Origin of the sequence: Aquimonas sp., from assembly GCF_044377145.1 — a bacterium.
Taxonomy (GTDB): Bacteria; Pseudomonadota; Gammaproteobacteria; order Xanthomonadales; family Xanthomonadaceae; genus Aquimonas.
Genome location: NZ_JBILJQ010000072.1, coordinates 1 through 25,727 on the forward strand (window position 1 = coordinate 1; position 25,727 = coordinate 25,727).

The following is a 25,727-nucleotide window of genomic DNA, read 5'->3' on the forward strand; positions in this document are numbered from 1 at the left end:
CGGCGGAAGATGTTTCTGGCGGGCGAACCCGCAACGGCTTTGGCATGGGAGTCTCCGAACAAAGCCGCCCTAGAATGAGAGATAACGTGCTGCGTCACTGTCTCGTGGAGTGTAGGCGCGTAGGGCTACCAACTGAAACTCAAGCCGCCAAGCGTGCCAGGGCCTCGCTGATCATCCGGCGCTGACGTTCCAGCCGTTCGATCTCTACTGCGCTTGCACGTTGCCCGGCCAGTTCGCGGGCTTGCTCGACGCGATACAGCTCAACCATCAGATCGTGCCGATGGCGAAGGTCTTCGGAGGTGTCGAAGTGGTCGACAATGTTCACAGGCTTGGGATCCTTGAGACGTTTTTGCTGAACTTGAAACAACCAAAGGTGAAGTGGCTCACAGGCCTTTGCAAAAAAGCTTGCAGCAGGCGATAAACCAGCGGCAGAATCGCTCCCCATGACGCCGTGGGTCGGCTTCTGACGCGAACAGCTGCTTCGCCTCACACGACTCACCGCCACCCGTCATCGGCGCCCGGGCAAACGGTTCACTGGATTCCCCCTGTTCCATAGACCGCCGGGCGCCGACTTTCTTCCGAAGCAGCAGACGCCGAACGTGTTGTTGGTCGCGTCCTTGCCTGCGTTTAACATCGCTTCGAGTGGCTGTGCGCATATAGCGCGCGGCGCCCACATACGGCGAGCGCAGGCGGGCTTCGTTTTCGTGTTGTTCGCTTGGAAACCCGTGCCTCCGCGCGGCAGCAGAACCTTCATCATCGGCGGGCCGTCCCTGGCCTGCGCAGCACGGCGACTGCGCGCTCCAACCGATGGAGACGGACCCGCGAACGGATCGACGCTCCGGCTACCCCTCGACGCGCACGGCCGGTCCCTGTTCCATACCCGGCCACCTTGCGGTCAGCCGCCGAGGGTGCAGGGCTCCCAAAGCACTTTGCGTGCCAGCCCAGAAAACCGCGCGCAGCCGCTGCGCCAGCTGCGCGTTCAGGCAAACCGCGTCAGACTTTGTCGCCCCATGCTCCGCCCACGGTCCGCATCTGCCCAAGTTGGGCGGCCTGCCGGCTCCGCCAGCGCCGACCGCCGAATCAAGAACTCCCCGCCATGAACAGCTTTGACGTGATTGTGATCGGCGGCGGCCACGCCGGCACCGAAGCCGCACTGGCCGCCGCCCGCAGCGGTGCGCGCACCCTGTTGCTCAGCCACAGCATCGAGTCCATCGGCGCGATGAGCTGCAACCCGGCCATCGGCGGCATCGGCAAGGGCCATCTGGTGCGCGAGGTCGATGCCCTCGGCGGCGTGATGGCCTGGGCCGCCGACCGCGCCGGCATCCAGTGGCGCACGCTCAATGCCTCCAAAGGTCCGGCCGTTCGAGCCACCCGCTGCCAGGCCGACCGCATGCTCTACCGCGCGGCAATTCGCGAAGCGGTGGAGAACGCGCCGAACCTGCAGCTGTTCCAACAGGCCGTCGACGACCTGTTGCTGGACGGCACGCGGGTGATCGGCGTGCGCACCCAGATGGGCCTCGACTTCTTCGCGCCCGCGGTGGTGCTCACCGCCGGTACCTTTCTGGCCGGCCGCATCCACATCGGCCCGGCGCAATACAGCGGCGGTCGCGCGGGGGATCCGCCGGCGATTGCCCTGGCCGACAAACTGCGCGAGCTGAACCTTGGCGTCGGGCGACTGAAAACCGGCACGCCGCCGCGCATCGATGGACGCACGCTCGACTATTCGGTGATGGAGATCCAGCCCGGCGATGACCCGGCGCCGGTGTTCTCCTTCATGGGCTCACGCGAATCGCATCCGCGCCAGGTGCCTTGCTGGATCACCCACACCACCACGCACACCCACGACACCATCCGCGGTGCGCTGGATCGCTCGCCGCTGTACTCCGGTCAGATCGAAGGCACCGGGCCACGCTACTGCCCCTCGATCGAAGACAAGGTGGTGCGCTTCGCCGACAAGGCCTCGCACCAGATCTTCGTCGAACCCGAAGGCCTGAACACCCACGAGATCTACCCGAACGGCATCTCGACCTCGCTGCCCTTCGATGTCCAGGTCGCCCTGGTGCGCTCGATCCGCGGCTTCGAGAACGCGCAGATCACCCGCCCCGGCTACGCCATCGAATACGACTTCTTCGACCCGCGCGGGCTGAAGGCATCGCTTGAGACCAAGGCCATCAGCGGCCTGTTCTTCGCCGGCCAGATCAATGGCACCACCGGCTATGAAGAAGCTGCAGCACAAGGCTTGATCGCCGGCCTGAATGCCGCGCGTTCAAGCCGCAACGAGGCTCCGTGGACACCGCGCCGCGACGAGGCCTACATCGGCGTGCTGATCGACGACCTGATCACCATGGGCGCGCCCGAGCCGTATCGCATGTTCACCTCGCGCGCCGAGTACCGCCTGCAGCTGCGCGAGGACAATGCCGATCTGCGGCTCACGTCGATCGGTCGCGACTTGAACCTGGTCGACGACGCGCGCTGGGCCCGCTTCGCCACCAAGCGCGAGGCCATCGAGCGCGAAACCGCGCGCCTGTCCAGCGTGTGGTCGGCACCGAACAACGCCCTCGGCACAGCGATCGAACGCCAGCTTGGTGTGGCCTTGAGCCGCGAGACACCGGCGCTGGATCTGCTCAAGCGGCCCGAGTTCGACTACGCCCGGCTGATGCAGGTCGAAACACTCGGCCCCGGCATCGACGATCGTGAAGCGATCGAACAGATCGAGATCCAGGCACGCTACAGCGGCTACGTCGAGCGCCAGCGTGACGAGATCGAACGCTCACGCCGTGCCGAGGGCACCGCCATTCCGATCGACTTCGACTACGGCAGCATCAGCGGCCTGTCCGCCGAAGTGCTGCAGAAACTACGTGCCACCCGCCCCGAAACCGTCGGCCAGGCCGGCCGCATCCCCGGCATGACCCCAGCGGCGATCTCGCTGCTGCTGGTGTTTTTGAAGCGGGGCGTGGGGATTCGGGATTCGGGATTGGCAGAGCGGAGCTCGGCGGCGTCGGGCACGACGCGATAGTTTCATCACGCGGCTCGACGACGCCCTTGAGCCCCTCTCCCACCGGAGCGGTTCGGGGACGCTGATCGGCTGCCGGTGGCAGCCGATGGCCCCGAGAGCCCGAGCGAAGCGAGGTGGGGTTGGGGAGAGGGTTCGGGCGAAGCACGGACGCGAACCTCGCCCAAGGGCGCCGAAGGGCTTGCGGCAGCATCCATGGCAGAGGACACCCAGCCCTCTCCCCAAACCCTCTCCCGTCGGGAGAGGGGCTCAAGCACGATGCGCTCGAAGACCCGCGCCTCGCCTCCCGCTCCACCCAACCGCACCCGCCAACCAAAGCCACACGCCCCACACACCCCAGCGGCGCACACTCGCGGGCTACCGCCACCCCGGAGTTCTGCCATGCGCTTGCTGCTTGCCCCGCTCGCCCTCTCGCTCACCTTGATCCTGCAGGCCACACCCGCACAGGCAGCCGATCGCATCACCGGGCGTGACTTCGCGACCCGCTCGGAGGTGATCGCGCCCTCCGCGATGGCGGCGACCTCGCATCCGCTGGCGACGCAGATCGCGCTCGATGTGATGAAGGCCGGCGGCTCGGCGGTGGATGCGGCGATCGCCGCGAATGCGGCGTTGGGGTTGATGGAGCCGACCGGCAACGGCATCGGCGGCGATCTGTTTGCGATCGTCTGGGATCCGAAAACGCAGAAGCTGCATGGCTACAACGGCCACGGGCGCTCGCCGGCAAATCTGTCGCTGCGATGGTTCATCGACAACGGCTATGCCGACATCCCGCCGCACGGCCCGCTGCCGGTCACGGTGCCGGGCGCGGTCGACGGCTGGTTCGCCCTGCACGAGCGTTTCGGCACACTGCCAATGCGACGCGTGCTGCAGCCGACCATCGACTACGCGCGCAACGGCCATCCGGTGCACGAGACCATCGCCTACTACTGGAATCGCAGCGTGCCGACGCTGTCGAAGTTCCCCGGCTTCAACGAGCAGATGACCATCGACGGCCGCGCGCCGCGCAAGGGCGAGATGTGGCGCAACCCGCATCTGGCCGACACGCTCGACACCCTCGCCCGCCGCGGCCGCGATGGCTTCTACAAAGGCGAGGTGGCGAAAACCATCGCCGACTACGTGCAGGCCCAGGGCGGATTTCTGAGCGTCGAGGACCTCGCCGAACATCACGGCGAATGGGTCGAGCCGGTGTCGGTCAACTACCGCGGCTACGACGTCTGGGAGCTGCCGCCCAGCGGCCAGGGCATCGCGGCGCTGCAGATCCTGAACATTCTGGAAGGCTACGATCTGAAGTCCTACGGCTTCGGCAGCTTCGAGCATGTGCATCTGTTCACCGAGGCCAAAAAGCTGGCCTTCGAGGACCGCGCGCGCTGGTACGCCGACCCCGAATTCTCGCCGGCGCCCGTAGCCGCTTTGATCAGCGAGGACTACGCCAGCGAGCGCCGCGCGCTGATCGATCCGCAGCGCGCAGCACGCACGGTCGAGGCCGGCAATCCGCGGCTCAACGAAGGCGACACCATCTATCTCACCACCGCGGATTCCAGCGGCATGATGGTCTCGCTGATCCAGTCAAACTACCGCGGCATGGGCTCGGGCATGACTCCGCCGGGGCTCGGTTTCATCCTGCAGGACCGCGGCGAGATGTTCGTGCTCAAAGAGGGCCACGCCAACACCTTCGCCCCACGCAAGCGCCCCTTCCACACCATCATCCCGGCCTTCGTTACCCAGGACGGCAAGCCCTGGCTGAGCTTCGGCCTGATGGGCGGTGCGATGCAACCGCAGGGCCATGCACAGATCGTTATCAATCTGATCGACTTCGGCATGAACCTGCAGGAAGCCGGCGACGCGCCGCGCATCCATCACGACGGCAGCACCGAGCCCACCGGCCAGGCCCTGCAGATGACCGACGGCGGCGTGCTCGAACTGGAGAGCGGACTCCCCTACGAGACCGTGCGCGCGCTGATGAATGCCGGCCACACCGTCAAGTTCGCCAACGGCCCCTTCGGCGGCTATCAGGCGATCGCTCGGGACCACGAGCAGGGCGTGTATATCGGCGCGTCCGAAAGCCGCAAGGATGGGCAAGCGGCGGGCTACTGAGTCGGGCTGAGCACGCCGTGGTGCAGACCGGGTCACACCAGATCGCCACCCATCCGGACGCAGCCGCGAGCCTGAGATCACGCGTGTCCAGCGTTGAAGTGACGCGCCAGTGAGCGGCCGCTACCGGCAACAGGATTTCGCGCGCGGGCAAGCGCTGCAGTGCCGCTGGGACTACACCCAGGGCGCAGCCGCCGCGCCTGCCCTCGTGCTGCCCGATGCCTGCGTCGATCTGCTGTGGGACGGCAGCACGCTCAGCCTTGCTGGGCCCGACCGGCAGGCCCAGTACGCACAGCTTGCGCCGGGCAGCAGGCTGCAAGGGCTGCGGTTCGCGCCGGGCGTGGCATCGCAGTGGCTGGGCCTGCCATTGCACGCTCTGACCGACCAGCGGGTAGCGCTGCGCGAGCTCGGGGTCCCCCGGTTGGCGCAGCTTTCCGAGCGCATTGCCGACCATGGTCCCGCGGCGATGGGGTGGCTGGCCGCGCGGATCCTGTCCGAGACGCCAGGCCAGGCCAAGCTGCTGAGCGCGGTTCACCTTCGGCTGTCGACCGCACCGTCGACAACCGTCGCGCGGCTGGCTGACGAACTCGGCGTCACCGAACGCACGCTGTTGCGGCATTGCGATGACGCCTATGGTTATGGGCCAAAACTGTTGGCGCGGATCCTGCGCCTGCAGCGCTTTCTCGATCTCCGGCGCAGCCGCGCGACGATGCTGGTGGCTGCGCTTGATGCGGGCTACTACGACGCGGCGCAGCTCGCCGGCGATACGCGTCGTCTGACCGGCCTGACGCCGACCCAGCTGGTGGCGCAGTCCGTCGCCTGAGTGTCCGATTTCACCAAGACAGGCCGCGCCGATCGCCGCAGACTGATCGCTCCTCCCACGGACTTTCACCATGAGCGCTGCCGAACACCACCACCGCATCGACTATCTCGAGTTCAACGTCGCCTCGATCGCCGCGTCCAAGGCCTTCTACGGCGAGGCCTTCGGCTGGACCTTCCAGGACTACGGGCCCGACTACTGCGAGTTCCGCGATGGTCGGCTGACCGGCGGCTTTGCCCACGAACAGCCCACACCGGGCGGGGCGCTGGTGGTGCTTTACTCGACCGCACTCGAAGACAGCCTGGCCAAGGTGGAAGCCGCGGGCGGGCGCATCTCGAAGCCGATCTTCAGTTTCCCCGGCGGTCGCCGCTTCCAGTTCATCGACCCTGACGGCTACGAACTGGCGGTGTGGACCGCGAGCTGATTCGGCACGCTTCAGCGCAATCGCCCAACTCTCGAGCTGCAAGCCGGCGCGTCAGGTTGGCCGCGCAAGTCGTCGCCCCAACGGTCTGTGGCCAACCAATTCGTGTCCGCACACAGAGCCCGACGCGGCGTCTCTGCCGCGCCGGCGCCGCCTGCTTCGAAGCCGTACTCCGCGCCCGTCCGAGAGCCAGCTACTGCCACTCCAGCCGTGCCCGACCATCCGCCAGCGCAAACCACAGGCAGGCGTTCTGCCCGAAGCGCTGCATCAGCGCCTGTGCCGATGCCAGCGACAGCCCGGGCACCAGCAGACTGGGCTCGGCGTACGCATCCACGCGCGATCGGCCGGTGGCGATCAAGGCCGGCAGCTCCAGGTCAGCGATCGCCTGCTGGAGTTCGCGCATGTGCTGCCAGTTCTCCGCGTCGGGGCGAGCTTCGCTGCGCGGGTTCCAGGCAGTGATGAACGCCGCGCAATCGTAGCCCTGGGCCCGCAGCCAGTCGGCCAGCGCGTCGCTCGATTCATCCACCGTGAGCACGCAGCGCAGCCGCGGGTCTTCCACGCAGTAGTCGGTGGCGAGGTAAAGGCTGTGCAGCCGCGCGCGATCGTTCGATTGCATACGCGCACGCTGCCGTATCGAGATCGCGCGTTCAAGCCCTGAACACTGCAGTGGCCGCCACCTGACGCTGCATGGAGCATCCGCATCCCGGCGCGTGCCAGCAGTGGCGCCGGCACATCGACCCGGCGCATCATCCGGCCGCGCGGGTGCTGCACCACGCCCGGCGCGCTGTCTACCGCGCCTGCAGACGAGCCGAGTGAACGATGCCGAGCGACACCACTTCGACACCCCGATCGATCCCGACACGCGCGCTCTCGGCCCTGCCCGACGCGATCACCTGCAGCGTGTTTCTGGTGCTGTGGGTCGCCCCGTTCGCCTTCGGTGAATCAGGGGTGCGCAACGGCATGCTGCTGATGCTGGTGGAGTTCGTGCTGATCCACGCCACCGCGATGATGGGTTCGACCGTCGAGTCGCGCGACGGTCGCGCGGCCAAGGTGCGCGTGCTGCTCGGCTTCGGCCTGCTGTATGCGCTGTTCATCGGCGCGTTCGCGTTCGCCTTCCGCGAGTGGTGGCCGGTGTATGCCTTCCTGTGGCTGCTGCTGTCGAAAGTGCAGCGACTGTTCGGCGCGGCCGACAATGAAGAGGCGCGCTGGCGGCGCCACTCCGACTGGGCGCTGACCTGCATGCTCTACCTCGGCGGTGTGTTCGCCACCCTGTTCCTACCGCTGCCGCGTCTTGGCATCAGCCGCGAGATCCAGCCGCAGCTCGGCCTGGAGGGCAGCGGCGAGTGGGTCGACAACCCGCACATCGTGATCGCCTTCGGCGCGCTCTACTTCGGTGCCCTGGCCTGGGCACGCTGGCGCGACTTCCGCTTTCCGCGCGGGCATCTGCCGAACCTGAAGAAGCCGCCAGCGCAGTAGCACCGACGTTGCTCGCGGTGTGCGTCCAATGATCTGCGGCCGACCAAGGCTGCCACAGTCGAGGGTTGCCAGGCCTTTGCGAAGTCATACGCCGGGCATGTTCCCATTTCGACCACAGTCGCGGGCTCGCATGGGCGCGATCGGGCCCCCTTCAAAGCGATGCGCATGCTGTGATATCCGCCGGCCAAGGCCGAATCTGCCGCCCGGCCGCTGCGCCTGGATGCACGCCGGCATAGCGGGCGCACGGCCTGAACCACACGCCGACGACGCATCTGCAGGAAAGCGATGCAGCACGCGCCGAACCCTTCCACCACCGACCCGGAACTCGCCATGGACACCGTGAACTCGCAGATCACCGATGCCGTCACCCAGACCAATGTCAAAGTACTCGGCGAAGCGCCCGCCATGGCGATGGGTTCGATCTACCAGGGCCTGGCCGATTCCACCGGCCTCGCCTTCCAGAACGCGGTGAGCGCGCAGCAGCAGCTCAACGCGCTGAGCCAGGCGGCGACCGCCCAGGGCGTGATGCAGCTCTACAGCGTGGATGTCGTGAGCTCCGCGCTCGCCACGACATCGGTGGACACCGGCCCCGCCGACGCCTTGACTCAACGCTATACCGAGGCGCACGCGGCGCTGCAGTCACAGGCCAGCGGCCTGAACGCGCAGATTGTCGAGGCCGTCGAGTTCAGCAACGCCGCCACCCTGGACAACGCCGACGCCTTCGCGCACGCCCTGCGTGTGAGCACGGCGGCGGCGGCCGCCGCGCTGAGCGCGCTGAGCCGGATCACCCAGGAGGCGCAAACGGCAATACTGAAGAACGCCGCGCGCACCGCCTGTATCGCCTGCATGCTGCGCGCGCCCGAGAAAGCCGACGAGTATGCAAAGGTGCTGGCGAGCATCGAGCAGCTGTAGGGCGAACGCGCGCAGCGGCGGAGCCCTCGATCTACCGCCGTCTCTGGCGAGGCGGCCTTGACGCAGGATCGGATCGAGGCGCCGACCCGCGCCCAGCGCAGCAACTCACCGCGTGTCGACCGATTCTTTCGCCACGTCCCGACTGCAGGCTCAGCCCGCAGTCGCCTCCAAGGCCGCCTCCGCCTTGGTCGGATAGGTGAGCAGATACAGCAGCACCAGAATGCCCCCGACCGGCGCCAGGCTGATCAGCTGCCACCAGGGGTTCAACCCGGCATCGCGCAGGCGCCGGCTACAGGCGGCGATCCACGGCAACAGCACCAGCAATGAGACGAGCTGCAGCGGCAGCGGGCCGACCGCTTCGCTGAGCAGCTGGGCGACGGCCAGCACCATCGCCACGGCCAAGGCAAACCACCAGAACTCGCCGCGCGCGGTGACGCCCGTGAACTGCAGACCGCGCAGCCCGCCTTCGCGCATCGCGTTCAAGGCCGGCTGGCTCGGACCCGGCTCGCCCGCCAGCAGGCTCTCGGCCGGCACCTCGAACACGGCGGCCAGCGCCCGCAGGGATTCGGTCGAGATCTTCGCGCCGGACTCAAGCCGCTGGATGGTGCGCAGGTTCAAGCCGCTCAGCTGGGCCAGCTGCTCCTGCGACCACTGGCGGGCGCTGCGCAGCTCACGAAGTCGATTGCTGTTGATATGCATGGATGCTCCTCGGCATCAAGGACTCGGGTGGCGACCATCATCCCGCCAGATTGCAGCCATGGGTGACGACAGCGGCCCGCCAGGGCTGCGACAGAGAGCCGACTCCGCAGTCCAGAAGGCACCCGGCAGGCCGCGTGGCCCAGCGCGCGCGCGGGCGAAACAGCGGCGAGTCGAATCCTGAGCCCGCGGACAGCACGGCGGGCCACAACCCCGGTCGACGCGCAGTGGCATCCAAACCGCGAAGCCCGCCGCCCCTGCAGAATCGGCAACCACACCCCGAAGCGCCGCGTACCTGCAGTCAGGTCACCCAGCGCAGCGCGACTCCACGGCCTTCCAGGCGACGATCGGCCACCCCCACAATCGACGAAAATGCCGCGCAACACTCAAGAGGCACCGCAGATGTTGGGACGAATCGCCTGCGTGCTGTCGGCAATGATGATCGAGCGCATCGAGTCGAGCGTGCAGGCCGATCTTGCAGCCGGGAAGTTGGATGCCGCCCAGAAGGGCATCCAGACACTGCTGCGCACACAGCCGCGCAATCGCGATGCGGCGCTTGCGCTGATCCGCGTTGTCGAGCGGCGACGGTTCGGGATGGTTCCGTCAACTTGAGGGGCGTTGAAGATCAGCCTGCCGGAAGCGTGTCCTGGGGAACCCCGAGCAGCTGGCCTCACCTCACCCGACCGTTCGCTGCTTCACGCCTCAGCTCACAGCTCACAGCTCACAGCTCACAGCTCAACAAACTGTCGCGTTTTCGCGTGTCAGATTGCCGGGTTTCTGTGCGCTCCATCGAACCTGGGAGGCATCCATGCGCAAGAACTCACTGCAAGCTCGAAACGAGGCTCGCCGTGCTCGCTGCAGGCGTGATGTGCTTCTGACGCGCGACATTGCGGACATGAGCGGCGAGGACCAGATCATCCGCGCGCTGTGGGCGCTGGTCGCCGAGCGCCAGCTGCTGCGCCTGGGCAAGGGCGTGTACGCGAAGGCCCGCCCCTCGCAGCTTTCGGGCCGCCGCGTGCTGACCAACCCCGGCGGCTTCCAGGCGGTGGCCCAGCAGGCCCTGACACGCCCGGGCGTGAAGTGGTCACCCACCCAAGCGCAGAAGGCCTTTGCCGAAACCACTCGACCCAGCCCCCCGTCAACCCGGTCGTACGCGTCAACGGGCGCTTCGCACGCAAGCTCCGCTATGGCAACAGCGAGTTGAGCGTTGAGCTGAATCCAAACATCGAGTTGTCGTCGGCGCGACTCAGCTGGTAGGCACGGTCGATTGCAGCGCGCCCGTTCAGCAATGGAACGAGGATGAGGTCTTCGCCTTCTTCGGTCTCGATTGCGAAGGCGCTCGCCGATGGCTCTTGCTTCGGCAATACAGCGGTTCAGCAGCCTGCAAGGAATCACGGGATGACGGGCGACTTCCAACCTGTAGTGAGCATGAGTCGAATCCGCACCGGTTCATCTTGAGACTTCCTGATCGGGCCGCGTATGCAGCGCTGCACCCACATGCACGGCCCCACGCGATCGACTGCGAAGATAGCGGTGCAATCGGGTGGTTGTCGATCCTGCCTCTTGCTCCGCAGCCGCGTCGAATCTCCAGCGATGACGAGGCCTCGCGCTGGCAAAGCAAGCAGTTGGGTGTGAACGTCAGCATGATCATCGACCAAGCAGCCTGCATCGCGAAAAGGGCTGCGAACGTGGCAGGATCGCCGCTGTCGTTCGACGCTGGCCGTGCATGCCGCGGCAGCGTCTCCCACACCGTCTCGCGAATTGCCCCGGCGAGCCCGCGCGCAACGGTTCCGCCCGCCACCGCCGTCCCGACCCTGAAGCCAGAACCGACCCCGATCGCGCACTCATGCAGACCGCCACCCAACCCGCCAAGCCTCAGCTGCTACGCGACTTTTCGATCTCCGCAATCGCCGCGGGTCTGGTGACCGTGCTGGTGGGCTTCACCAGTTCGGCCGCGATTGTGTTCCAGGCCGCGCAGTCGCTCGGCGCGACGCCGGCGCAGATCAGCTCGTGGATGTGGGCGCTCGGGCTCGGCATGGGCCTGACCTGCATCGGTCTATCACTGCGCTACCGGATGCCGGTGGTCACCGCCTGGTCGACGCCGGGCGCGGCGATGCTGATCAGCACTGGCGCCGGGCTGCCGCTGTCGGATGCGATCGGCGCATTCCTGTTGTCGGCCCTGCTGATGATGGTCGCCGGCTTCAGCGGCGTGTTCGAGCGGATGATCAGCCGCATTCCCATCGCGCTGGCCTCGGGCATGTTGGCCGGAGTGCTGCTGCGCTTCGGGCTGGAGGCCTTCCAGGTGATGCAGAGCCAGCTCGGCCTGGTCTTGAGCATGTTCGCGGTGTATGTGGTCGCGCGCCGGTTCTCGCCGCGCTATGCGGTGATCCTGACCCTGGTCACAGGAGTGGCCTACGCGGCCGCCGCGGGGCTGCTGCAGACCGCTGGGCTCAGTGTCGAGCTGGCCACGCCGGTGTTCATCGCACCGACCTTTTCGTTTGCGGCCGCGGTCGGCATCGCGCTGCCGCTGTTCATCGTCACCATGGCCTCGCAGAACGTGCCGGGCGTGGCGGTGATCCGCGCCTCCGGCTACGCGGTGCCGATCTCGCCCACCCTCGGCTGGATCGGCGTCGCCAATGCGGCGCTGGCGCCGTTTGGCGCCTACGCGCTCAACCTGGCCGCAATTACGGCCGCGATCTGCATGGGCCGCGAAGCGCACGAGGATGCCGATCGCCGCTACGTGGCGGCGATCACCACCGGCGTGTTCTATCTGCTGATCGGCCTGTTCGGGGCGACCGTGGCCGCGCTGTTCGCGGCCTTCCCGCGTGAGCTTATCGTCGCCATCGCCGGGCTGGCCCTGCTGGGCACGATCGGCAACAGCCTGGCCGCGGCGCTGCGCGAGGAATCGCAGCGCGAAGCGGCACTGGTGACCTTCCTGGTGACCGCCTCGGGCGTCAGCCTGCTCGGCATCGGGTCCGCATTCTGGGGCGTGGTGGCGGGTGTGATCACGCTGCTGGTGTGGCGGCGCTGAGCGCTGCATCGCTTGTTCGAGAGTCATAGCGACTACGCCGCGTGTGAAGAACTATGGCGTTCAAGAGCGGGGCCAGGCCCAATCCGCTTGACCCGCGTATTCTCCGCGGCCCGTGCCCTCTCGACTCGCCTACATACCACGCATCGTCCTTATGCTGTTCGCCCTCGCCTTCTTTTCGACGACGGCCTCGGCCAAGGTCTACAAATGCCCCAGCGCCGGTGGCGGCTACGAGTACCGACAGGTGCCCTGCGACGGTGAGGGCAGCGGCGAGGTGAGGATCGATGACCCCACCGTGTCCGGCCGTGCGCCCGCGGAACCGGAAGAAGCCGACGCCAGCGCCCTGGTCGGCGACTGGTGCGAGTTCGCGGTGTCGACCACAGTCGACAGCGAGAAGTATCTGGACAACATCCACTGGTACTTCGGCAGCGACTACGTCACCTATCTGCCTTCGCGCGCGCAGGCGCCGGTTGGGGTGGAGCGTCCGAAATTCCCGCTGCGACGCGCCGGCCGCAGCTTCTATGTCGACCACTCGATGTTCGGCGGTGCCGACGCGAGCTGGGATGTCGTTGGCCGCAGCCAGGGCGTGATGCTGGTCGAAGGCCCGATGGGCGGCGTGCTGCACCTGCGGCCCGGGCGCTGCTGAGCCCAGCACGGTGGCCCACGGGACTCGGCGCGCCTGCGCCTTCCCCTCAGCAGTTTAGTGGAGTAGGCTCACTTACCTAAACAATCTAGGTGAGTCCATGAGCCAAGCTGTCCTGCCCGGCACCCTTGAGTTGCTGGCGCTGAAAGCGGTGTCGCTGGGGCCGGAGCACGGCCTCGGCCTGCTGCAACGCATCCAGCACAGCTCCGGCGATGTGCTGCTGGTCGAACAGGGCGCGCTGTACCCGGCCCTGCATCGGCTGGAGGCGCAGGGCCTGGTCAGCTGCGAATGGGGCGTGTCGGACAACAACCGGCGCGCCAAGTACTACGCGCTGACCGCCGCCGGCCGCAAACGCCTGAGCGAAGACACTCGCCAGTGGCGGCAGCTGGTTGAAGCGATGGACGCCGTGCTCGGCGCCAAACCCGGCAGCCTGCGCGCATGAGCCCGCGCCGAGTGTGGCAATGGCTGCGCGACCTCGCCGGCCGTGCGCGGGTCGAGCGCGAACTTGATGACGAGCTCGACTTCCACCTGCAGACCCGCGCCGACCAGCTACAGGCACAGGGCCTGCCGCGCAGCGAAGCCTTGCGCCGCGCGCGGCTTGAGCTCGGCATGGTTCAGCTGCATCGCGATGACGTGCGCGCGGCGCGCGGGCTGCGCCTGCTGGATCAGCTGCGCGGTGATGTGCTGTACGCGCTGCGCGGGCTGCGGCGCAGCCCGCTGTATGCCCTCACCGCCACCGTGGTGCTGGCCTTGCCGCTGGCCGCGGCCCTGCTGCTGCACGCCATCTATGCCGTCTACGCCTACCAGTCGCCACCGATCGAGCGCGTCGACCGCTGGGTGCAGCTGCAGGGCTACAGCCCCGAGAACCGCGCCTACTCGCGCTTCACTGCGGATGAGGCCGATGCCCTGGTGAAATCGCCGCCGCCCGCGCTGGCAGGGCTGTACAGCCTGGCCAATTTCAGCCAGCCCGTGCTGCGCGGACAGGTGCAGCGCGGCATGGGCATCGCGGTGTCGCCCGACTACTTCCAGCAGATCGGCATCGGCGCGCGCATCGGCCGCGTGTTCGATCCAGCGAATGCGGATTCAGACGAGGCCATGGGCGTAGTGCTGAGCGAGGCGGGCTGGGCGCAGCTGTTCGAGCGCGCGCCCGATGTGGTCGGCCGCAGCCTCGATATCGGCGGCCAGAACTTCGCCGTGATCGGCGTGGCCGACCGCGGCTTCAACGGCAACCATCCGATCGCCCAGCTGTTTTTTGTGCGCCAGCGTGACTATCGCGCGGTGTTCCCGCAGCCGGCTTCGGATATGCCCGAACTGCGCTACGAGGTCGGCGGCTTTCTCGCGCCGGAGGCCGACATCGGCCTCGCCGAGCAGCAGCTGCAGCCCGCCGCACAGGCGATGGCGAGCACCCGCCCACCCGATCTGGCGCTGGCGGGGCTGCGGTTGAACATGGGCCAGGGCCGCTTGAACGCCGGCGACCGCGAGGAAATGGTGTTGGCCTCAATGCCCGCCGGCATCGCGATTCTGCTGATGCTGCTGGTGGCCTCGGCCAACCTCGCCAACCTGGTGCTGGCGCGCTTTTCGGCGCGCGCCAGCGAACTCGGAGTGCGCGCCGCGCTGGGTGCATCGCGCCTGCGCCTGCTGCTGCAGCTGTGGCTGGAATGCGGCCTGCTCGGGCTCGGCGCCAGCGTGCTGGCACTGGCCTTGGGCGCCGTGCTGCTGGGGCCGGTGCATGCGCGCGTGTTCAGCCTGATCGCGGAGATGGGCATCAGCCTGATCGAGGTACGCCTGAGCGCGCACAGCCTGCTGCCGGTGCTCGGCCTGGCCTTCGTCTGCACGCTGGCGTTCGGCCTGCTGCCGGCGCTGGTGGTCACCCGCCGCAGCCGCGCCAGCGGCAATGCCCAGCAGCTGGGCCAGGCCATGCGCGGTGGCGATGCACCGCGGCTGCGCGCGGCGCTGATGGTCACCCAGATCGCGGCCAGCTGCTTTCTGCTGGTGATCGCCGGCCTGATCGCCGCCAACGCGCGGCGCACGCTGGACACACCACTCGGCTATGCACCTGAACGTTTGGTCGGCTTGAGCGCCGGCAGCGCGCCGGAGCGACTGGCTCAGCATCTGCGCAGCCTGCCCGAGGTCGAGGGCATCGCCGCCAGCAGTCTGATGCCGCTGATGGGCGAGCCCGAACGCGTGGCCGCACGCGCCGAACTCGACGACGGCAGCGCACACAGCGCCGCAGCGCAGCTGCGCCCGGTCGATGCAGCCTGGTTCGAGCTGCTCGGCCTCGCGCCGCTGCGCGGGCGTCTGCTGCGCGCGCACGAGGACCGCCATGCATCGGTCGCCGTGATTTCGCGCAGCGCCGCCGAGCGCCTGTGGCCCGGCGCCGATCCCATCGGCCGCAGCCTGGACCTGATCGAAGCCTCCGGCGCGGCACAGACGCGGCTGCGGCTGGCCGGCGAGAGGGGCGACATCGAGACCAGCGGCGAACTGCGACGCCGCGTCGAGATCGTCGGCGTGGTGCCCGACATCGCTACCGGCTTTCTGTTCGTCGGCGGCGACGGCCCGGTGGTGTATGTGCCGGGGCAGATCGGCGAAGCCGCACTCGGCAGCCTGCTGCTGCGCCTGCGCGACACACGGGCACAGACGCGCGCAGCAGTCTTCACCGCCTGCGCCGCTCTCGCGCCGCAGGACGACTGCGGCACAACCCCGCTCACCGATGCGCTGCGCATCCAGCGCCTGCCGGTGATCGTCGCGGCCGAAGTGGCCAGCGGCCTGGGCGCGGTTGCGCTGGTGATCAGCTGCCTCGGGCTGTACGGCCTGGTCGCCTACGGCGTGCAGCAGCGGCGGCGCGAACTCGGGTTGCGGCTGGCCCTGGGCGCCTCGCGCCAGCGCCTGATCGCCACCGTGATGCGCGATGCCCGCCGGCAGATCCTCCTCGGCCTCGCCATCGGCCTGCCGCTGGCCTTCGTGCTGACCCGACTGCTGGCCCAGCTCACCGACCGCATCACCCTGTTCGATCCGCTCGCCTTCATCGGCGTGCCGCTGTTGCTGGCCCTGCTGGCGGCGCTGGCCGCCTACCTCCCGGCCCGCGCGAGTGCTGGGATCGATCCGGCCGAGTCGTTGAGGGGTGAGGGGTGAAGGCCAGTGACCGGTGACCTCTGACGGCTGGTTGCGGATCGCTGACTTGCCGCTGATGGCTGATGGCTGATGGCTGATGGCTTGAGAACGATGGCTTTGGGTTGGTGGCTGCGGAGTTAAGGCTGAGGGCGTAAGACCGCTGCCTCACTGCTGACGCCTGATGCCTGATGCCTGATGCTTGGTGACTGGTGACTGGTGACTGGTGACTGGTGACTGGTGACTGGTGACTGGTGACTGGTGACTGGTGACTGGTGACTGGTGACTGGTAACTGGTGGCTCGTGGCTCGTGGATTTGGCCTGCGCGCTGCGACCCATCGAGTGTCCGCCCTGCGGCAACGGCGCGCACATCAGCGAAGATGTCGCGCAGCTGCCGCGGCCGCGGCAGCGTCACATCCGCTACCACCCCGGCATCACGCCGCGCCGCTGTTTGTCAGCACCGTCATCGCAGGGCTTTGCCATGAGCACCGAACACCCGCATCGCGCTGCCCTGATCCTGCTACCGACACTGGCCGCCTCCGCCGTCGCCCTGCTGCTCGCGCGCCGACTGCTGCCCGAGCACGCCCTGCTCGACCATCCGCTGCTGCCGCTGTGGTGCGTGTTCGTATTCACCTACGTCGGCGCCGCCACCTTGAGCCTGCTGCCCGCACCACTGGGCCGGCCGATCGACCGCATGCTGGATCGGCACCTGAGCCAATGGGGCGCCGGCGTCTATGGGCTGATCGCACTGTCCTTCTTCCTGCGGCTGGAGCTGCTCAGCCTGATCGAAGGCCTGCGCGAAACCCGCGAGGGCGCCGAATGGGTGCAGGGCATGCTGCGCGAATGGCTGATCGGCTTCAGCGTCGAATCGCTGAAGAACGCGATCTCCGCCGCAATCTGGCCCACCCGCATCATCGCCGCACACGGCGTACAGAGCTTCCTGCTGTTCTTCGCCGCAGCCTCGGCGGTGTTCGAACTCGGCCGCCGCGTGATGCCGGAGCAGCAGGCTCGGTTGGAGCAGGACACCCCGCGCGAAAGGAAGAAGGCTTCGCGGAAGTGTCAGAGGGAGACCGGTGGCAACGGGTGACTCAACTACACAGCGATCAGCGCGGGTTGGCCAGGGCGGATCTCGTCGTGGAAGGCCTTGACTCGCCACTCGCGGAAAGCGGCGCCAGAAACCAACCGAAAAATCCCAAGTAAAAACAGCAAAACCCACCAACTAGCGGGCTTTGCGGATTTCGGCGGAGAGTTCTCTGGCCGAGGAACTCGTTTAGGCGCTTTCATGGCGCGCGGATGGATCTGAAACCAAGCCCCTCACTATTTCACACACCCAAGGAAAGTCAGCAGTATCCGATAGGCAGGCTCATAGGCTGCAAAGGCTTGGGGTGACGGCTGCAACTCCCCATGGAGGAGTGTGTTGCGCAGCCCATAGATCACCTCGATCAAGCCCTCGAACAACTGCTGATCGCGGCATTTGAACGTGATGTCGCTCGCCACGATCCCGGCGTCACCCCCCGCGAACAGATCGGTGAACGGCCGAGGATTGCAGCGATTGAACACCCCCAACAGCGCGGCCCGCTGCGCACCTGACAGTGTCGCAAACTGCGGATGACCTTGAAGAGCGCTCACGTCATAGCCTCCGGTCGGAATGGTCACCCGTACATTTGCAGGCTTAGCGATGGACCTAACTGTGCATTGCCAACCGCCATTCGCCTTTTCGACTAGGTAACGCAGCCCATAGCTTTCTGAACTCTGTGGAAGTGCCGCGCCCTGACTGATGCAAACAGACCGAAACGAGATTCGCTCAACCACGTCCTCATCCCGCGTCACCTCGATATGGAAGGCATCAAGGCACACATGCAAGTCACGGATCAACAGTTTAAGCTTCTGCGCCGCTTCACCATCCGCAAGGATATTGCCGTGGCCGTCGCGTTGAACGGGGCGCAGCAGTGGCATGATTCCGCCGCGCACAGGGTTCGGCAGTGTCTTTACAAACCGCAACCCGTCGCGGTCTTTTCGCGATCCCGATGCATGTCGATACCACGCATTGAACGCAGCCCAGGCTTTCACGAAAGGGCCGATGTAATCGATCTCGGCGCGGTTCATCCAGTCGGCAGCGTGGGCAGGCAGGGCCATCAGATCACCTTATCTGCTCGGTCAAGGTAGGCCATGGCGGCGGCTTCGCCGACTTCAATCGCAATTTCGACAGCGCGCTTAGTCGCCTCCAACAAATCTTTGGCGCGCCCCTCCTCATCGAATGCCGAAAGGATCGCCGCGCGAATCGACTGTTGCACTGTATCCGGCGCGTTCCAGATTATGATCCGGGCGATGTCGTTCGGATAAAGTTCGATTTGACCCGATGATCCCTTTATGTGACGTTCGATTTGCCGCTGTCCGAGCGGGCTATTCAGGAAGACTGACAGATATACCGGGTCAACTGCATCGGTCCGCAACACCGTGACGTGATTGTCTGGAAGCGCTCGTGCCTGATGCAAATAGGGAGCAGCACGGCCGATGGTTCCAATCCCAGTGCCATTCAGGAGCACGTCGCCTGTCTCGATGATGACCGGTGAACCGCATTCTGCCGCGGTCCTGTTATCTTCGAGGATTACCCGATGGATGCGGACATGCTTTGAATTAATGACAGGCAAACCAGTGTCATCGTATTGCGGCTGCCTGCCACGAGCATTGACTGACAGGATCTTGCCAAGATCGACGGCACGACCAGTTGCTTGAAGCCTGTCTTCCACTTCGGCGAACAAGGGTCGAAAATACTGGGCGTCAATCCTGCCAGCGGCGAAGACATCCGATGCGCGGGCGGTGTAGGTGAGCGGTTCAGTCGAGGCCAAATCGGCAAGGCCGAGGTTGGACAAAAGGACTTCCCCCGCCTGTTCCATCTGGCGCTTGAGTTCGGCGGTCATTGCCAGCGAGCGTCGGAATCTCAGTTCGATTTCCTTTTGGAAAACTGGCGACGGAACAAAGACGGGGACGTCCCGGAGATCATCAAGATTCAACCCCTTCTGGATAGCCCCTCGCTCCTTACGCAGCATCAGTTCACGCCCAAACCGACAATTCAGATAAGCAGTCAAGTAAACGGGGTTGATCGTTGCATTTCTAATTGCCGTGCTCTTGCAGCTAAAGATTGCGGGAAGGTCCTTCGGCGTTACAAGCGCAGCATTGCCAAGTGTTCCAACTACCGAAACGAGTACATCGCCATCTTGGAGCGCATACTTCGAGAGGCGATTGAAGTCTTCGTGAGGCATGAAGACGTTGTCATCATCCATCAAAGCAAGCGGCTTAACATCTTTGCCGCGAATGTACCGGTATTGACTATCGTCAGTGAAGTTGTCTACCGTGAAAGCAGAGCCAAATGGACCGATCAGAAACTCGGCTACATTGGCAAGAGGCTTGCCTCCTCTTTTCTTGACCAATTCTTCCAGCGCAAGAAAAGCGGGGCGGTAGTATTCGGCATCTATCCGTCCGGAGAACTCCAGCTGGGTGCGTGGCACCAAGCTGAACTCAAGCCCCTTCAACAGACCGCTTAGGCGGCCTTGGTCGAAGGGGCGACCCGAAAAAAACTGAAACCCTCCTTTCTGGCGAATTCCTCAAAGGCTTCCGCTATACCGTCCTCTGTTAGACCATCATGGTTGAACAGATCATGCGACACAACGAAATGGCCGTGTGTGTCGCGCATAAACGTACCGTCCGAGTTTTTGCGATACACCTTACGGCCCGAATTATCGACGCTTTCAACCTGCTGTGTGCCAAAGAATATGTCGTAGTCCTCGACCCTCGGACAAAGCGGCCCCGCCTTGGCATCATCGTTCCATTTCTGGACCAGCAAAACGCTGGTTTTGGTGCCGGTGTGCGGCTTGAAGGTGTTCGCATGCAACCCAACGACAGCAAGGATGCGGCAGCGCTCCATGACGAACTCGCGCATGCGTTTGTCAGATGAGTTGTTGAACCGCCCTTGCGCCAGAACAACCGCCATCCGCCCCCCGGGCCTAAGAAAGTCGAGGTTGCGTTCAACAAACAGCAGGTCGCGGGCAACCGATGTTTCACGCTTTCCACTCGCTTTCTCGGCCAAATCATAGGGTGCAAGCATGTCGGACTGTTTGATGTCTCCGGCAAACGGCGGGTTCGCCATCAGTACGTCAAAGCCGAAGCTGCGATAGCTCGGGCTGTCCACTGCCTCGCCCTTTTCCTTCACCCGGAGCTTGCGCAGGCGCCGCCAGCCGTCGCCGTAGGTATCGAGCCATTCGTTCTGCTTGGCAGTCTCGTCCCATTTGGTCCAGTCGAGGGTATTCAAGTGCAGCACGTTGGTTTCGCCGTCGCCCGCGATCAGGTTGAGGCAGCGCGAGACGCGGACACTTTTTTCGTCGAAGTCGATGGCGAACACGTTGTCGCGCACATAGTCGGTGCAGCGCGGCGGCTTAGCCTCCATAGTGAACAGGTGGCTTTCCTCACGTCCCGTGGCCCGCATGATCTGCCGCCAGACGTGGAACATGCTGTGCACAGTGAACCCCGCCGAGCCGCAGGCAGTGTCCACCACGCTCTCACCCTCTGTCGGGTTCATCATCTTGACGCACATGTCGATCACCCAGCGAGGGGTGAAGTACTGGCCCTTCTCGCCCTTTGACGACTTGGAGACCAGGTATTCAAAGGCGTCGTCGATCACGTCGAGGTTGGAGTTGAACAGTTTCCATTCTTCCAGCGACCCGACGCAGACTTGCAGGTGGTCGGGCGACAGGCGTATGCGCTCATCGTCGAGGAAGACGCCAGGCCATTTCTTCTTGGCGTCGTCGAACAGGTTCTGGATCGAAACTTTGAGCTGGGCGGCGGTGTTCTGGTTGCGGAACCGCAGGGCATTGCCCAGCCGGTGCGATGTCATTTCGTCATAGAGCTTGGTGAAGATCAGCTTGAAGACTTCCTCGAACACATCGACGCCGGCATTCGCCAGAACCTCGTCTTCCATGTCTTCGATCAGGTCGCGCAGGGAACGCGCGAACTTGCCCTCCTTCACCCGCTCGTCCTCGAGTTCGATCAGGGTCTGGATCGTCCAGGGCTGATCCACGACCTGTTCGATGGTCTGATCTGCTCTGGGTACTTCATGGATCGGCATGAAGTAGTTGGGGTTCTTGCGGTGCCAGACCTCGGCCAAGATGCCATCGCTCCACACCGCAAGGGGTGCGCCGGTCGCATGGGCATACGACCGAAGCTGCTCCTTGCCGTCCTTATACTTGGCCTGTTTCACCTCGACGATGATGTAGGGGACGGTAGGGCGGTCGGCGTCGAACACCACGATGTCGGCTCGCTTGGAACTGTCGCGCCCGAAGGTGATCGGGTATTCGATGGCGATGCGCGACCGGGTATAGCCGAGCTTGTCGATCAGACGGGCCAGCCACAGCTGGCGGGTCCGTTCCTCGGGCTTGAGTTGCACTTCCTTGTCGCGGACGAGGCAGGCCACATAGGGCACCTGCTTGCCCCGGCTCTCGCGCAACACCACGCGGGCATCGAGCGCACGGGCTTCTTCTTCGGAGAACAAGACGTATTCGTTGAACTCCAAAACTTGCTTCTTCATTCGATTTCTAACCCTGACCAGCCTGCGATAGGTGATGCCACGCGTTCGTCCGTGGCAGGCCGCGAGTCTAGGCGATCCCGGATAGCAAGGTGGAGCTAGACAAGGCGTCAGAGAACCAGGGGCAGGTCGAGCTTCGTACCGTGTTCGCGGGCTGATTTAGCCGCTCGGCGGTAGCGGCGAGCCGCGGTTCGTGCGTTCCAGGCTAGGCTTGAGTCCTTCCTGTTCAAGGTTCTGTCCAACGCCACGAGTGGCCCCATGAAGACAACAGTGTTCGGACTTCTGCTCAGCTTCCTACTCAATGCTCCGGCTTTCGCCGCCGAGCCACGCATTGAAGATGTCGAGTTTGAAAGCCACGGCGTCGCGCTGTCGGGGTCGATCGTCTTCCCGGCTGATCAGCCCGTCCACGCAGCGGTTGTGTTCATCCATGGGTCTGGCAGGCAAGCGAGAAGCCTCGCTGTCGCCCAGCGCTTCGCGCAGGCAGGCATCGCAGCCCTGGTCTATGACAAGCGCGGTGCGGGTGCATCCGGCGGTGAGTACGAAGGCAACCAGAGTGTCAGCCAGAAGAACATCGAGCTGCTGGCCGACGACGCGGTCGCTGCGATCGAGACACTCGCCGGCCATCCCGGTTTGGGCGGCGTGCGCGTCGGCTTCGCAGGTATCAGCCAAGCAGGTTGGATTGCGCCCATCGCCGCGCAGAAGAGCCCGCGTGCGAGCTTTCTGCTGCTTTGGAGCAGCCCGGTCTGCAAGGTGAGCGAGGAGGACATCTTCAGCAAGTACACCGCCGACGGCGACAGTCTGACGGTGCCCACGTACGAGGAAGCTTTGCGCGCGCGAACCGAGGCGTACATCTGGCCGGACTTCCTGGGCCGCGATACGGACTCCGGCGAAACGCTGAAGTCGCTCTCGATCCCGGGGCTGTGGCTGTTCAGCGACAACGACGGCAGCGTTCCGGTCGATCTGTCGATCGAACGCCTGCAGGCCCTGCGCCAGCAAGGGCATCGGTTCGACTACGTGCTGTTCTCGGGCCTGGGGCACAACAACATGGGTCGCACGTTCGCCACCGCGGTTGATTGGGTCAAGACCACGGTGGGCGCCGAGGCTCAGTAGCACGGGGCGCGTCGCCCGTGCGCCGACCGTGACAACAGGGCCGACAGGATGACTCCCGCGGCCCGGACGTCTCTCGCTTCCTGCAGATTCCCTCTTGGCTTGACCATCCTCTCGTGGCCACGGGTGGCTGCGTCCCGGGCCGGCTCAGCGGCGCGGCATGCATCGCGACATTAGGGTTCTCGGTCTCTTCGGGAGCCCCAGGCATTGCCGCCCCAAAAACCCACCAAGCCAGTGCAGCGAGTGAAGGGGTGTGCGCATGCCGCCCGAGCGGTTCTGCGCTGGTGTCAAACGAGCCCAGCGGTCGCTGGATCCTCACCGCCACGCCCGCTCCGGCGAAGCGCGTACGGGCCTATCGGCCGCGGGCGCTCAGGCCATCTCTCCTGAGCACTGATACGTTTGCAGGCACTTCGTCGTCAGCCATTCCACGGGAGCGCGTTCTGCCCCCGATCTCAATCAGGAGTGGCGGGCAAATGCGTGCGCAAGCGAACAACACATCGTGGTGCCTGGTGGGTGGCGGGGTCAGCCTGCTGCTGTGGATGCTGATACTGCCGGCGCTGGCCTGGGGACAGTCGCAGCCGGGGCCGGGCTATGCCGTCCGCCTGCTCGACGGGCAGGACGATTTCGGTGAGCACCTCGCGGTGACGCGATTCGGCAGCGGCGATCAGTGGACCGGCTTCCACTACGTCGCCAACGAGCAGTCGCTGTTTGCGGGGTCCTGCAGCGATGGCTGTGCGCCGGAAGTTCGCCTCACCAGCGGCGATGATCGCGGGCGGCATGTCAGCGCCGCGCGCCGCATCGCACTGACGCAGCGACCGTTCGCGGCCTTCTACAACGCGACCAGTGGTGATCTGGAGGCGGCGGACTGCTTCGACTCATCCTGCAACTTCGCGACGCTGCGCGTGCTCGATACGCTCAACGATGTCGGCGTCGGCACCGCGACTGCGATCGACCCCGTGACGGGCTTCCCCTACGTGGCCTACTACGACGCGACTAACGGCGATCTGCGCCTGTATCGATGCGCCAACGCGGTCTGCGACAGCGGCAGCAGTGTCGTCATCGACAGCCTGGGCGACCGCGGCCGCAATCCTTCGATGGCCTTCGCGAACAACCTGCTGTGGCTCGCCTACGACGACAGCAGCAGCGGTGAGCTGCGCCTGGCCCGCGGCGTGGCGCCCTTCGGCACCGGCAACTTCCAGTCGTTCGCGATCGGGCCTGGGGGCGATGCGGCGATCACCCTCGACACCAGCGGTTTCGTCGATCTGGTCTTCCGCGGCGGCAGCAGCGGCACGCTGGAGCGCCTGCGCTGCAATGACGGCAACTGTGCGTCTGCCGGGCAGTCGACGCTGGATGGCGCGGGCCGCGGCTTCGCGCCCTCAGCAACGCGGCTGCCGAACGGCCACTTGCTGGTCAGCCACCACCAGCCCGCCGCCGGGGCGATGCTCGCTACGGTCTGTAACGATGCCGCCTGCGGCAGCCCGCAGCGCCTGACGCTGGAAGCCGGCCCCGGCTTCGGGCCGAGCAGCGTCGCCCTGGCCTACTCCGTGGGCCGTCCGCTGATCCAGTACCAGGACGCCGCGCTGAGCGAAATGCGCTCGACCCAATGCACCACCATTGCCTGCACGGCGTTTATCCGCCGCATCGCCAACGGTGTGCCCGCCCTTGCCCCCGATGTCGCACTCCGTGCCGACGGCCGCCCGGTGGCGATCTGGACCAAGCTGCGCCGGCCTCGCATCGGTGTGTGCACCGACCGGCTGTGCAGCTCGGTGGTCTATCGCGACACCGGCGGCGCGAATGCCGATGCGTCGAGGCCTTCGATCGCGCTGCGTCCGGACGGCCGGCCGTTCGCCTACTACTCCAACGTCGGCGGCAGCGCCGCCTGGGACTGCGCGGACGCCGACTGCAGCACCGGCACGCATCGCGAGGTCAGCGGCTCGGGCAATGCCACCGGCGATTTCACCGAACTGGCGATTCGCGCCGATGGACGGCCGCTGATGCTGTACATGAGCCGCAGCACCAACGCGGTCTCGGTGTTCTCGTGTGCGGACGTGAACTGCAGCAGCGGGCAGACCCGACTGGTAGCCGACGAACCGGATCCCTCGCAGCAGTCGACATCGGTGTCCGGCCTTGGGCTGGCGATCGGCGGCGACGGCCGCCCGGTGATCACCTGGGCGCTGTCCAGCCAGCCCACGCCCGGTACGTTCACCGGCGCACTGCGGGTTGCGCGCTGTGACGATCTGGAATGCACCAGCGCCACCGTGCGCACCCTCGGCACCGAGCAGATCTTCAATGGTGGTGCCATCGCGGTACGCGCCGACAATCGACCGGTGCTGCTGGAGAACACCTTCGCCGGTGCGCGTAACCTCGTCACCTGCGCGGATGCCAGCTGCTCCAGCGCCAGCCGCGTGACCCTGCCCAACCCCTTCGATATCGCCAGCCAGCTGCTGCTGCGTCCGGGCGACCTGCCGGTCTACAGCAGCGGCACGACCGGCAGTGGCGGTTGGTGGGCGTGCAGCGATCCGGCCTGCAGCAGCATCGAGCGCAGCGTGATGATCAGCGACACCGAGACCAACCAGCGCGGCCACAGCGGACGGCTCGCTCTTGGCTCCGATCCGCGCCCGGTGGGCGTGTTCGCCGAGCAGCAGCTGCGCGACGTGTGGCTGGCGGTGCCTTTGCCTGTGGCCGTGTTCGCGAACGGCTTCGAGCCTTATTGACCCGGCGGCATTTATCCATCAAGCCGCGTACTTGACCTTTGGGTCCTGAAAGTAGGCCCGCACGACCTCCGGCCGCTGTTCGAGTTCTTTCATGTGGTTCTCTGTGGCCAGCGTGAGCTT

At 65.8% G+C, this 25,727-nt stretch carries 20 protein-coding genes and 1 pseudogene; 15 read left to right on the plus strand and 6 right to left on the minus strand.

All coding sequences use genetic code 11. From position 1 onward, the window contains the following. Nucleotides 1–139: 139 nt before the first annotated feature. Nucleotides 140–325: a hypothetical protein gene (locus ACIQ7H_RS17910; RefSeq protein ID WP_395794044.1), complete on the minus strand. Its 186-nt coding sequence runs from the start codon at nt 323–325 to the stop codon at nt 140–142. A 771-nt stretch (nt 326–1,096) separates the two neighbouring features. On the opposite strand from ACIQ7H_RS17910, the gene mnmG reads away from it, so the two are divergent. From mnmG to ACIQ7H_RS17930, 4 genes are all read left to right on the plus strand, one after another. Further along, on the plus strand, nt 1,097–3,016 hold the full coding sequence (mnmG, locus tag ACIQ7H_RS17915) for a tRNA uridine-5-carboxymethylaminomethyl(34) synthesis enzyme MnmG (RefSeq protein ID WP_395794046.1): 1,920 nt from the start codon (nt 1,097–1,099) through the stop codon (nt 3,014–3,016). Nucleotides 3,017–3,394: 378 nt separating this feature from the next. After that, on the plus strand, nt 3,395–5,107 hold the full coding sequence (ggt, locus tag ACIQ7H_RS17920) for a gamma-glutamyltransferase (RefSeq protein ID WP_395794048.1): 1,713 nt from the start codon (nt 3,395–3,397) through the stop codon (nt 5,105–5,107). A 109-nt stretch (nt 5,108–5,216) separates the two neighbouring features. Next, a complete protein-coding gene (locus ACIQ7H_RS17925) occupies nt 5,217–5,927 on the plus strand; it encodes a helix-turn-helix domain-containing protein (RefSeq protein ID WP_395794050.1) in 711 nt (236 codons plus the stop codon). Nucleotides 5,928–5,997: 70 nt separating this feature from the next. Continuing rightward, nucleotides 5,998–6,348, plus strand: coding sequence for a VOC family protein (locus tag ACIQ7H_RS17930; RefSeq protein ID WP_395794052.1), 351 nt, complete (start codon nt 5,998–6,000; stop codon nt 6,346–6,348). 190 nt (nt 6,349–6,538) lie between these two features. On the opposite strand, the gene ACIQ7H_RS17935 is transcribed toward ACIQ7H_RS17930, so the two are convergent. After that, nucleotides 6,539–6,961, minus strand: a complete 423-nt coding sequence (locus ACIQ7H_RS17935; RefSeq protein WP_395794054.1) for a DUF3293 domain-containing protein — start codon at nt 6,959–6,961, stop codon at nt 6,539–6,541. Between the two features lie 203 nt (nt 6,962–7,164). On the opposite strand from ACIQ7H_RS17935, the gene ACIQ7H_RS17940 reads away from it, so the two are divergent. Together ACIQ7H_RS17940 and ACIQ7H_RS17945 are read left to right on the plus strand one after the other, a co-directional pair. Beyond that, on the plus strand, nt 7,165–7,821 hold the full coding sequence (locus tag ACIQ7H_RS17940; RefSeq protein WP_395794055.1) for a hypothetical protein: 657 nt from the start codon (nt 7,165–7,167) through the stop codon (nt 7,819–7,821). A gap of 330 nt (nt 7,822–8,151) precedes the next feature. Further along, a pseudogene (locus tag ACIQ7H_RS17945) lies at nt 8,152–8,451 on the plus strand (RebB family R body protein); the annotation flags it as partial. 432 nt (nt 8,452–8,883) lie between these two features. Here the strand turns inward: ACIQ7H_RS17945 and ACIQ7H_RS17950 are convergent. Continuing rightward, entirely contained in the window at nt 8,884–9,432 is a 549-nt protein-coding gene (locus ACIQ7H_RS17950; protein ID WP_395794057.1) for a DUF805 domain-containing protein, read from the minus strand. Between the two features lie 399 nt (nt 9,433–9,831). Between ACIQ7H_RS17950 and ACIQ7H_RS17955 the strand changes: the two genes are divergently transcribed. From ACIQ7H_RS17955 to ACIQ7H_RS17985, 7 genes are all read left to right on the plus strand, one after another. Next, nucleotides 9,832–10,041 (plus strand): hypothetical protein, encoded by a 210-nt coding sequence (locus ACIQ7H_RS17955; protein WP_395794059.1) that lies wholly within the window; start codon nt 9,832–9,834, stop codon nt 10,039–10,041. Nucleotides 10,042–10,324: 283 nt separating this feature from the next. Continuing rightward, entirely contained in the window at nt 10,325–10,633 is a 309-nt protein-coding gene (locus ACIQ7H_RS17960; protein WP_395794061.1) for a hypothetical protein, read from the plus strand. A 642-nt stretch (nt 10,634–11,275) separates the two neighbouring features. After that, entirely contained in the window at nt 11,276–12,460 is a 1,185-nt protein-coding gene (locus ACIQ7H_RS17965) for a benzoate/H(+) symporter BenE family transporter (RefSeq protein WP_395794062.1), read from the plus strand. Nucleotides 12,461–12,611: 151 nt separating this feature from the next. Continuing rightward, nucleotides 12,612–13,103, plus strand: coding sequence for a hypothetical protein (locus tag ACIQ7H_RS17970; protein WP_395794064.1), 492 nt, complete (start codon nt 12,612–12,614; stop codon nt 13,101–13,103). Nucleotides 13,104–13,200: 97 nt separating this feature from the next. Then, entirely contained in the window at nt 13,201–13,542 is a 342-nt protein-coding gene (locus ACIQ7H_RS17975; protein ID WP_395794066.1) for a PadR family transcriptional regulator, read from the plus strand. Then, nucleotides 13,539–16,232 (plus strand): ABC transporter permease, encoded by a 2,694-nt coding sequence (locus tag ACIQ7H_RS17980; RefSeq protein WP_395794068.1) that lies wholly within the window; start codon nt 13,539–13,541, stop codon nt 16,230–16,232. Before ACIQ7H_RS17975 ends, ACIQ7H_RS17980 begins: the two co-directional genes overlap by 4 nt. A gap of 457 nt (nt 16,233–16,689) precedes the next feature. Next, the gene (locus ACIQ7H_RS17985; protein WP_395794070.1) at nt 16,690–17,295 is read left to right on the plus strand and encodes a hypothetical protein; all 606 of its coding nucleotides are present in this window, start codon (nt 16,690–16,692) and stop codon (nt 17,293–17,295) included. A 230-nt stretch (nt 17,296–17,525) separates the two neighbouring features. Here ACIQ7H_RS17985 and ACIQ7H_RS17990 read toward each other — a convergent pair whose 3' ends face one another. Genes ACIQ7H_RS17990 through ACIQ7H_RS18000 form a run of 3 tightly spaced genes read right to left on the minus strand, consistent with a single transcriptional unit; the run spans nt 17,526 to nt 21,789 of the window. Continuing rightward, the gene (locus ACIQ7H_RS17990; protein ID WP_395794072.1) at nt 17,526–18,344 is read right to left on the minus strand and encodes a hypothetical protein; all 819 of its coding nucleotides are present in this window, start codon (nt 18,342–18,344) and stop codon (nt 17,526–17,528) included. Then, the gene (locus tag ACIQ7H_RS17995; protein WP_395794074.1) at nt 18,344–19,720 is read right to left on the minus strand and encodes a hypothetical protein; all 1,377 of its coding nucleotides are present in this window, start codon (nt 19,718–19,720) and stop codon (nt 18,344–18,346) included. The genes ACIQ7H_RS17990 and ACIQ7H_RS17995 overlap by 1 nt, the downstream gene beginning before the upstream one ends. A 29-nt stretch (nt 19,721–19,749) precedes the next feature. Next, complete coding sequence (locus ACIQ7H_RS18000; protein ID WP_395794076.1) at nt 19,750–21,789, minus strand: N-6 DNA methylase; 2,040 nt, start codon at nt 21,787–21,789, stop codon at nt 19,750–19,752. A 255-nt stretch (nt 21,790–22,044) separates the two neighbouring features. Between ACIQ7H_RS18000 and ACIQ7H_RS18005 the strand changes: the two genes are divergently transcribed. Together ACIQ7H_RS18005 and ACIQ7H_RS18010 are read left to right on the plus strand one after the other, a co-directional pair. Continuing rightward, entirely contained in the window at nt 22,045–22,896 is an 852-nt protein-coding gene (locus ACIQ7H_RS18005; protein WP_395794078.1) for an alpha/beta hydrolase family protein, read from the plus strand. Between the two features lie 470 nt (nt 22,897–23,366). Then, nucleotides 23,367–25,607, plus strand: coding sequence for a hypothetical protein (locus tag ACIQ7H_RS18010; protein WP_395794080.1), 2,241 nt, complete (start codon nt 23,367–23,369; stop codon nt 25,605–25,607). Nucleotides 25,608–25,727 lie beyond the last annotated feature (120 nt).

Excerpts from the sequence above, each read along its gene's own strand:
- mnmG (WP_395794046.1), top strand. The coding sequence starts at position 1,097 with ATGAACAGCTTTGACGTGATTGTGATCGGCGGCGGCCACGCCGGCACC.
- ggt (WP_395794048.1), top strand. The coding sequence starts at position 3,395 with ATGCGCTTGCTGCTTGCCCCGCTCGCCCTCTCGCTCACCTTGATCCTG.
- ACIQ7H_RS17930 (WP_395794052.1), top strand. The coding sequence starts at position 5,998 with ATGAGCGCTGCCGAACACCACCACCGCATCGACTATCTCGAGTTCAAC.
- ACIQ7H_RS17935 (WP_395794054.1), bottom strand. The coding sequence starts at position 6,961 with ATGCAATCGAACGATCGCGCGCGGCTGCACAGCCTTTACCTCGCCACC.
- ACIQ7H_RS17940 (WP_395794055.1), top strand. The coding sequence starts at position 7,165 with ATGCCGAGCGACACCACTTCGACACCCCGATCGATCCCGACACGCGCG.
- ACIQ7H_RS17950 (WP_395794057.1), bottom strand. The coding sequence starts at position 9,432 with ATGCATATCAACAGCAATCGACTTCGTGAGCTGCGCAGCGCCCGCCAG.
- ACIQ7H_RS17955 (WP_395794059.1), top strand. The coding sequence starts at position 9,832 with ATGTTGGGACGAATCGCCTGCGTGCTGTCGGCAATGATGATCGAGCGC.
- ACIQ7H_RS17960 (WP_395794061.1), top strand. The coding sequence starts at position 10,325 with ATGAGCGGCGAGGACCAGATCATCCGCGCGCTGTGGGCGCTGGTCGCC.
- ACIQ7H_RS17965 (WP_395794062.1), top strand. The coding sequence starts at position 11,276 with ATGCAGACCGCCACCCAACCCGCCAAGCCTCAGCTGCTACGCGACTTT.
- ACIQ7H_RS17970 (WP_395794064.1), top strand. The coding sequence starts at position 12,612 with ATGCTGTTCGCCCTCGCCTTCTTTTCGACGACGGCCTCGGCCAAGGTC.
- ACIQ7H_RS17975 (WP_395794066.1), top strand. The coding sequence starts at position 13,201 with ATGAGCCAAGCTGTCCTGCCCGGCACCCTTGAGTTGCTGGCGCTGAAA.
- ACIQ7H_RS17980 (WP_395794068.1), top strand. The coding sequence starts at position 13,539 with ATGAGCCCGCGCCGAGTGTGGCAATGGCTGCGCGACCTCGCCGGCCGT.
- ACIQ7H_RS17985 (WP_395794070.1), top strand. The coding sequence starts at position 16,690 with ATGAGCACCGAACACCCGCATCGCGCTGCCCTGATCCTGCTACCGACA.
- ACIQ7H_RS17990 (WP_395794072.1), bottom strand. The coding sequence starts at position 18,344 with ATGGCCCTGCCTGCCCACGCTGCCGACTGGATGAACCGCGCCGAGATC.
- ACIQ7H_RS18000 (WP_395794076.1), bottom strand. The coding sequence starts at position 21,789 with ATGAAGAAGCAAGTTTTGGAGTTCAACGAATACGTCTTGTTCTCCGAA.
- ACIQ7H_RS18005 (WP_395794078.1), top strand. The coding sequence starts at position 22,045 with ATGAAGACAACAGTGTTCGGACTTCTGCTCAGCTTCCTACTCAATGCT.
- ACIQ7H_RS18010 (WP_395794080.1), top strand. The coding sequence starts at position 23,367 with ATGCGTGCGCAAGCGAACAACACATCGTGGTGCCTGGTGGGTGGCGGG.